The sequence below is a fragment of the Caballeronia sp. GAFFF1 genome (genome assembly GCF_023630705.1).
GTDB lineage: Bacteria > Pseudomonadota > Gammaproteobacteria > Burkholderiales > Burkholderiaceae > Caballeronia.
In genome coordinates, this window is sequence record NZ_JALQEM010000002.1 from 176,796 (window position 1) to 184,408 (window position 7,613).

Here is a 7,613-nt window from a genome sequence, read left to right on the forward strand (position 1 = left end):
TCGCGGGCCAACAACAAGAGGAGACGCCGCATGGATATCGTCATCGAACGAGCGCAAGGCGTGTTGATCATCGTCTTGAATCGCGCCGAGAAGAAGAACGCCATCACGGCGGCCATGTATCAGGAAATGGCCGACGGTCTGTACGAAGCGGAAAACGACCCGACGGTGCGCGCGGTTCTGCTGCGCGGCAACGGCGGCGCGTTCAGCGCGGGCAACGATCTGGAAGACTTCCTGAACGATCCGCCGAAGGGTCTCGACGCGCCCGTGTTCCAGTTCCTGCGACGCCTGAGCGGCATGCCGAAGCCGGTGGTCGCGGCGGTGGCGGGCGTGGCCGTGGGCATCGGCACGACGATGCTTCTGCATTGCGATCTCGTCTACGCCGCGAAGAACGCGAAGTTCTCGCTGCCGTTCGTGCAGCTCGGGCTGTGCCCGGAAGCGGCGTCGAGTCTGCTGCTGCCGCGCATCGCGGGTTATCAGCGGGCGGCGGAAAAGCTGCTGCTCGGCGAGGCGTTTGACGTAAACGAAGCGATCAGCATGGGCTTCGTCAACGGCGCGATCGATGCCGCCGAACTCGACGCCTATGCGTTCGAGCGAGCGAGACGGCTGGCGGCGCTGCCGGCGTCATCGCTCAGAACGACGAAGGCGCTGATGAAAAGCGAGCAACGCAACGAAGTGGCGGCGCGCATGGAAGAAGAGGCGGCGCATTTTTCGCGGATGCTTGCAGGGCCGGAGGCGCGCGAGGCGTTTGCCGCGTTTCTGGAGAAGCGGAAGGCGGATTTTAGTCGGTTTCAGTAATCGAAAGGCGGACAATTCAGTTTCCCGGCCCGAGGCAGTTCCGGGGGACCCGCGCAGCGGGCTGTTAGAGCACTCCGCCACGGCGAATCGCTCCCTTCGGTGGCGCAACGGCGGACGAGCGAAATGCGCGACGGTCGAAGTGCCAAGTCAGTTCGATTCGGGAGCAGCGAAGCGATCCTTCGCCGCCCGTCGAAATTGCCGTCCGTACAGTTCTGGTTCGAAACGCATGCCAATGATAGGTCCGTTTTCCGAACAGTTCCCGAGCCAGCTTGACCAGCCGAGTTGCTCAGAACCTCCCAACTTCGCCGTCATAGCGCTTCGCGCCTCGATGTGCACTTGCGCTTCCCAACTATGTTCTTTTCCAACGAAAGCCCGAACGAAGTCGATCAGCTTCGGTAAGTCGGGGCCCTGGGGCGTAAAGCGATGATATGTTTGAATGTCGAGGGGTCCGATCACGATACGAAAACGGTGGCGTCGGTCCGGCACTTGCTCTCCGAGCGTGGCGCCCCAACCTAAGCAGAGCGACATACGCTCTTGGCCGAGCACGCAGCGTTGCTTTGATCCGATCGGCATCCAGTACAGATCGTACTCGACGATCTTTATCGGTACGCTGAAGTAGCGTGCAAGGGCGCTGCGCAGGCCATCCGGATTAAGGGCTCGACGCACGAGGTGGGGCGATGCGGATAGCCGGGCATGTTCGGGTAGCGGTCGCGCTACACGATGCCGTTCCGGAATATTTGCAAGCGCCGAAGCATAGAAGGAGAAAGGTTCATCGCCCGGCCGGTCTAGGCTAACCGTTGATTGCGACTGCGCCCAAGCTCGATACAACAGCGAGAGCGCGCGGTGATGATAGATGTCGAGGAAATTGCACAATGTCGGGTCGTGACGTTGTTCTTCCCTCTGACGCGCGATTTCAGTGATATGAACCGGCAATGGGCCGTTCGGCCCGAGCATCCCGAGGCCGAAGAGCCGAATATGCAGCCTGCCGGACCTAACCTCTGCCTCGGCGATTTCTCGCGGGGCGAATGACAAGCTGGGCTTCTGGCCAATGCGAAACTTTTCGGTGCTCGGCAACCGGGCAGTGCCGATAGGTGCAACCGTTGAGTCGGCACCTAACCTTCTCAAGAGGGGAAGGAGACCATATCGCCACACGCTCGACTGCAAACGGTCAATCGTGACCTGCGAGATTCCCTTTCCGATTGGTGTAGCTTCGAATGACGCTCGGTACATGCCGTTACTTTGTGGATAAGGTAATGACAGCCTTCGGCGCAGCGATATGTATGTGATTTCTTATCGCCGCGCCTGGTGCAAAAGAACGTGTCCTTTCGGTCGCCTGCAGCAAGCCTGCCGCCCTTGGGTGCCCAGAGCGCTTGACGCGGAGAAGCAATTGGCGGATGTATTGAGGACTGTTCGTGCTCTCAGTCGTCCGTGATTATTCCGGTCTTCGGGGCGATCACCATCTACGTTCTGTCTCGGTCCGCTTCTCCTACTGAATGGTGTCGGAACTCCGATTCGATATCGCCTTCAGATCCATATTAACGACCGTTGAGCACATATCGCCCTCCAGGTGCTGTGTATTGGTCAAATCTTTGCAGACCAAAGAGTTCTCTTTGGTAATGCTGTCTTGCACATATCGATATGTGACGTGCAAATCGACGACGTCTGGCGGAGTTACCGTGCGGTCATTATAGTGCCAGTCCACTCTGTACCCGTTGTTGATCGTCGTGACGATCGGATCCGGCGGGACAAATGCGAGCGGTACTTTTCTGACTTGGTCCCCCGAGTACCAAATGTTGATCATGGTTGCTGTTTTCATGTCGTACAGGTAATAGCTACTCGTGGAGTGTGCCTTTCCCGGCGGGGCATCAGGATATGTGCACATTTGCAAGACTACGGCGTGCTTCGGGGACGCACTGATTACTCGGATACTGTAGTCCGGACAGGCTTTGATTCCCCGGGACTTTCCCGGAATATCGAATGTTTGCAGCAGTCCGGGCTTTTCAAAGTACAACAGATCATGCTTAGGATCTAGACGCATGAAGAAGTTCGCGCTTCTAACAAGTGGCATGCGCAATGACTTTGGATTGTCGCCGTCGCTGAAAAGATACAGGGAACTCCAGCGCTGCCTGTCGGTTCCGCTTCGCCTAATCTCATCTAGCATATTCTCGCCCGCTTTCTCTGCGAGTGCACCAGGCGTTTGTGAGTCGTCGTCAAGCACATTTGCCGATGCCGCAGTGACGGTTACAAAACAAGCGCAGGAAAGCACAATTGTTAGAAGATGTTTGAAACTGGCCATTGGAACTCTCATGGGTTTGTGCAATTGACGATGTAAGGAAGAGGGTTCACTCGATTAGTGAGACCCTTACAGTGAAGCAAGGCAATCTGCCTAACTTCGAAATGGAGGTGAGCCCCCAATGGGATAGATGTCATTCCCTTGGCATTTCCCGTGCATCCAGTCTTTGCGATCACGTCGCCGGCGTTGACCTTGATCGAGATAGGTTCGCCGTTACTTGCAAATTGAACTTCGTGCTCGTATTCGCTTAGATGCGCATAGAAGAAGCCAATCGTTTGTTGGTCCGGATTGTCGCGACGAAACAACTCAGCGTGGTCAGGGGGTAGATCGTTTATTCCGACTACCAGCACGAGCGTATTGCCGTAGTCGGCGCCGGATTTGGGCATCGGTCCGAAATGCACTATGCCGTTGGCAACTGCACGCACCGGTGTCCCAGGCTCGGCGGCCAGGTCCAGGCCTTTGTGGGCTCGTTTTTCATTGTCACGAGTCCACCCGAACTCGGCCGACCGCTTACTTGCAAGGTGCGCGGTACGGATGGTGCAGATTTCCAGCGGGTCGAACCACAATGAAGCGTCTGCATCAGTCGATGATGGTCCAGGGTTCCTCGTAGTTGGTGGGACCGAAGTCTGCAACGAGGGATCTTTTTTGCGCGGTTGAGGCGGCGGTGACGCAGCCTGACCGCTCAGACTCGCCACGATGTCCGCCGTATTGCGCGCCGCTTTGGTCAGATTCTCAGCGCCCTGCACTGTGAAGTGTTGGACGTTTATCTTCTTGTCGATGTAATCAAACAACCATCCTTTATACGCTTCTACAGAATTCCCCCGATATTGCTCCACATATCTGCTGGCATCGCCTGAGGCACCCATTTGCAGTTCTAGACGGGCAAGAGCTTTCTCATTGGTATAAGGTTCCGGAAAGCCTTGCACCAGCCTCCGCGCACCCGTCAGCCCCTCATGATGTACGAGGTAGGCGATTTTCGCCTTGTCTTCCGGTGCCAGGCCCTCTACGTCAAAGCCAGTAGCGCTCGCAAAGTTTCGCAGATTAAGGCAGGCATATGCCGCCGCGCCATCGATGGCGTATTTTGCTTCTAGCCGCTTTTTCATCCACTGTTCTTTGCCCATCGTCTTGCAGTCTTGGCAAAGTAACGAAATCTGCATGTTGAAGACATCTGTCCATGCGGCGCGGAAGAATTGCGCAAGCCCTTGCGCTTTGTCCGGACTGCTTTCGTTTGAATCCTCTCTCCAGCCTCCGTCCTTGCTGCGTGCAGCCTCCGCGTCAATCAGCGCCGCGATAGATTGCGGAGTCAGACTGTACTTTTGCCCAGCAGCGATGATAAGCGCGCGATATTTCTCATTCGCGGGAAGCAGACGGAGATTGCTCTCCGTATAAATCGTTGCCACAACATGCACAGGCTGGCCACCGTCTATGCGCGTTTGTTGCTGCGAAGTGTTCCCGTCTGCCTGCTGAGCTTTGCTGACAGTCTCCTTTGCCGCGCTCTTGCTGGTGTGTTTAGCCTCGCCGTTCTTTGGCATGAGGTTCCCTGCAACCTTAACCCTCCTTGAATCGATTGAAAGGTTCCACCTCCCGGTCGGTAAAAGGTCACACTCCCATGCCTTGATCATCTTCTTCTCTAGGTCTTCAATCCAGATCTTCAACCCTAGGGAGTGGTCGTGTACAACCAACGGTAAAACGTGGCCCTTCTTTAGTTCGTGCGTAAATGACTTGCCGTCGTGTTCGACCCTAAGTTTCTTAGGCGTGAATAGTGAGAAGTCCAAGCCTCGGAATAGCAGCGTCAGCAGGCTATCGGGCGCGCCGCCACGCGAGTCTGGAAATTCAACTGCTGACCGACATGAAGCGAATGGATCTGACGGCCTCGAAGGCCGTTCAGGTGCGCTAGAACATCCACGGTCGTCGATTCTCTTTTGGCGATCTTCCATAGACTGTCGCCTGGCTTTACTTCGTACTTTCGCATTGCTCTGCCTGGTTATAGGAGTTCCAAATCACGATCTTCATCTAGTTCACCTGGATCAAATGCGAATCCTTCATCTTGCTCGCGAACCTCTTCGAAGTGCCCCGTCCACCCTTCGTAGCCGACTAGGGCGTCGTAGCGGTGATTCCCGTCCTTCTGCAATGCGGGTGTAACGCCGTCCTGATTGACGTCCGTGGCGAGCAAAGGCTTTCCGTCGCTACGGGAGAACATCGAGACAGTGGATCCATCAAGTGCATTACCCTCGGCAGACAGCGCGATAACCGATATCTCGAAGTCGCCTTCTTGCCAGACATCAGTTATAGGAATCGAAGCTGGCATGCTCTGTGGTCCGAAGAAAGCTTCGCTCGCGGCGTGGACGACCCAAGCTTCCGATGTGCCGGTTTCCACTCCGCTGGCACTCCATCTCGTGTAGCTGCCACCGCCATTGATCAAGATTTCGTCGTTGGCTGTAAGAGTTATTCGATTTCCCGATTGCGTGATGTTGAGCTTTGCCAGGATGTTTATGCTGTCACTTAGAGCGTTGAGATCGATGTCTCCCGCGGCGGCAACTAGCTTCATTCCTGCTCTCTGGCAAAAGAGCCTGACACCGCGCAAGGCGCTTGCAAAAAATCGCCCCGTAGCGGCCATGCTCAGATGCAGCCCGCTGGTGAGCGCGATATGCTCGCCGCTAGCGATATGAGTAGACTGTGAGGTGGTAGCTTCAATGCCGGACGGGCTGGCGAGGATAAGATGCGGCTCCGCGAGCTCCGGGAACTCATCGCTTTTCGTAAAGTTGAGGGATCCTCGGACCGCTTCCGTCTGGACAGCTATGGTACCGGCCACATCGACTTGGTTGCCCTCGTTTTCTTGAGCCCGGCTTTGGCGGGCCAAACCGGCAAGGTACTCGTGCTGCTGCCCAGCCATTGCTAGCCTCTGGACCGTTTCTCCCATGTCCTTCATCGGAGCGCGAGATCCAGTGCGTGCCTCAGTCGTGATGAGAATTCCCTTATTGGCGCGAACGACGCCATGCGCGTCGGTCGCCAACTCAAAGCCTTCGCCGCGCGCCTCCGTTCGGCCTCTGTTGCCGTTGATGCGCGTGTTGCTGCCAAGCACCAGGCGCGAGTTCGCTTGATCGCTCGTGACCTGGACCTGGAGCTTGCCCGGCGTATCGTCGGTTACCACGCTATTCGACGCGACGCTGTTGCCTCCCATGTCCTGACTTCTCCAGCCGGAAAGCGCCTCGTTGCCAGGAAGATCCCACGGTGTGGTGTTGTCGTTGCTCGTGTGACTCGACAAAACGAAAGGCCGGTCCGGATCCGAGTTCACATAGCCGATATGGACGTGATCGTCGACACGCGGGATCCAGATCGCACCATAGCGATTCCCTTGCCACACCTGCGCGAGCGGTACCCAGCAACTCGCCTGACCGTCGCGCGCGCCTATGCGATCCCATGTGAACCACAGCCGAAGGCGGGCTAGGGCATCGGTAGTAATGACGGCATTGTCGTACCCCGTTACGATCGCCGTTTCGGCGAAGGCGCGCGGCTTTTTCGCAGTCAGTGGCGTGCGGAACACCTGACTGGCCTTCTGCGCGGTGAACTTCGTCTTGCACGAATACCGAGCTTCATGCTTACCGCTTTGGGTAACGGTGTCATTGTTCACGACTTCGATCTTCGTGCCGGTCACGACGTACTGGTCGTTGACTGGCCTGTACGGTAGCCTTCCAATTGGAAGGTAAAGCCTGTCGTGAGCCCACGCAGGTTTCCCGCTCCTTTGATGCGGCTGGACTTGCAGCGATGCGCCTCTGCCCGCATGCGCGCGAGATGGTCGGCCTCGAACTCCCAGTCGTTGCGCTCGCCATGTAAGCCCATGGCGCCCTGGAGTGGCTGTGCATAATCGGCTTGGATGTATTCTTCCGCGTTGTCGCTGGACGCATCTCGATGGATGTCGATGGTGCGTCTCAGATTCGCCTCGCCCCAGGTGTAGTCGTAGTCGGTGACTGTGACCTTGCCGGTGGTCAACTCTCGCGCGAGTTCAAGCTTGTGAATATGTTCTTCGTCGATGCGCTGGCCGCCGCGCTCGATGTACCGGATCGTCCGATAGGCGGGACCGTGGCTTTTCCAAGTTGCACCGTCGAACAGCACAAGTTCCATGCCATCGAAGTGGAACGTGATACCCCACTCCTGCCACAGCCGATCTAGATATTGCCAGTCGCTCTCATACCACTGTCGTTGATAGTCACGCTTCGGATATGCCTTGCGGCCATAGCCGGGACCGTTCAGGCGATAGCGGACCGGAAACGCATACTTTGCCAGTACCTCTCGTGTCACATCCTCCACGGTTTTATCCAAGAACACCCGGTTCTCGCGGTTGAGCGATGCAAGCCAGAGCCACGGCCGCACACGAAAGCGATAGAACATGCGTCGATCATCGGCACCGAGGCACTTCACGGCAGCTATCACGCCAGAGATCTCTCTTATGCGTATTCCACGCCAAACCGAACGCTGATTCCACGGCAAACCGAGCACGGATTCCACAGCAAAGCGAGCGCCGATT

At 56.8% G+C, this 7,613-nt stretch carries 6 protein-coding genes; 1 reads left to right on the plus strand and 5 read right to left on the minus strand.

The annotated features are described in order from the left end of the window. Positions 1–30: 30 nt before the first annotated feature. Positions 31–795, plus strand: a complete 765-nt coding sequence (locus tag NCR37_RS01685; protein WP_250471224.1) for an enoyl-CoA hydratase — start codon at positions 31–33, stop codon at positions 793–795. 147 nt (positions 796–942) lie between these two features. Here NCR37_RS01685 and tssG read toward each other — a convergent pair whose 3' ends face one another. The 5 genes from tssG to NCR37_RS01710 form a co-directional block, all read right to left on the minus strand. Beyond that, positions 943–2,025: a type VI secretion system baseplate subunit TssG gene (gene tssG, locus NCR37_RS01690; RefSeq protein ID WP_250471225.1), complete on the minus strand. Its 1,083-nt coding sequence runs from the start codon at positions 2,023–2,025 to the stop codon at positions 943–945. 256 nt (positions 2,026–2,281) lie between these two features. After that, on the minus strand, positions 2,282–3,091 hold the full coding sequence (locus NCR37_RS01695; RefSeq protein WP_250471226.1) for a hypothetical protein: 810 nt from the start codon (positions 3,089–3,091) through the stop codon (positions 2,282–2,284). An 8-nt stretch (positions 3,092–3,099) separates the two neighbouring features. Next, a complete protein-coding gene (locus NCR37_RS01700; protein WP_250471227.1) occupies positions 3,100–4,743 on the minus strand; it encodes a M23 family metallopeptidase in 1,644 nt (547 codons plus the stop codon). Between the two features lie 329 nt (positions 4,744–5,072). Further along, entirely contained in the window at positions 5,073–6,743 is a 1,671-nt protein-coding gene (locus tag NCR37_RS01705; protein WP_250471228.1) for a DUF2345 domain-containing protein, read from the minus strand. Then, positions 6,740–7,613: type VI secretion system Vgr family protein (locus tag NCR37_RS01710; RefSeq protein ID WP_250471229.1), on the minus strand; the 874-nt coding region annotated here is incomplete at its 5' end. The genes NCR37_RS01705 and NCR37_RS01710, both read right to left, overlap by 4 nt.

Excerpts from the sequence above, each read along its gene's own strand:
- NCR37_RS01685 (WP_250471224.1), top strand. The coding sequence starts at position 31 with ATGGATATCGTCATCGAACGAGCGCAAGGCGTGTTGATCATCGTCTTG.
- tssG (WP_250471225.1), bottom strand. The coding sequence starts at position 2,025 with ATGTACCGAGCGTCATTCGAAGCTACACCAATCGGAAAGGGAATCTCG.
- NCR37_RS01695 (WP_250471226.1), bottom strand. The coding sequence starts at position 3,091 with ATGGCCAGTTTCAAACATCTTCTAACAATTGTGCTTTCCTGCGCTTGT.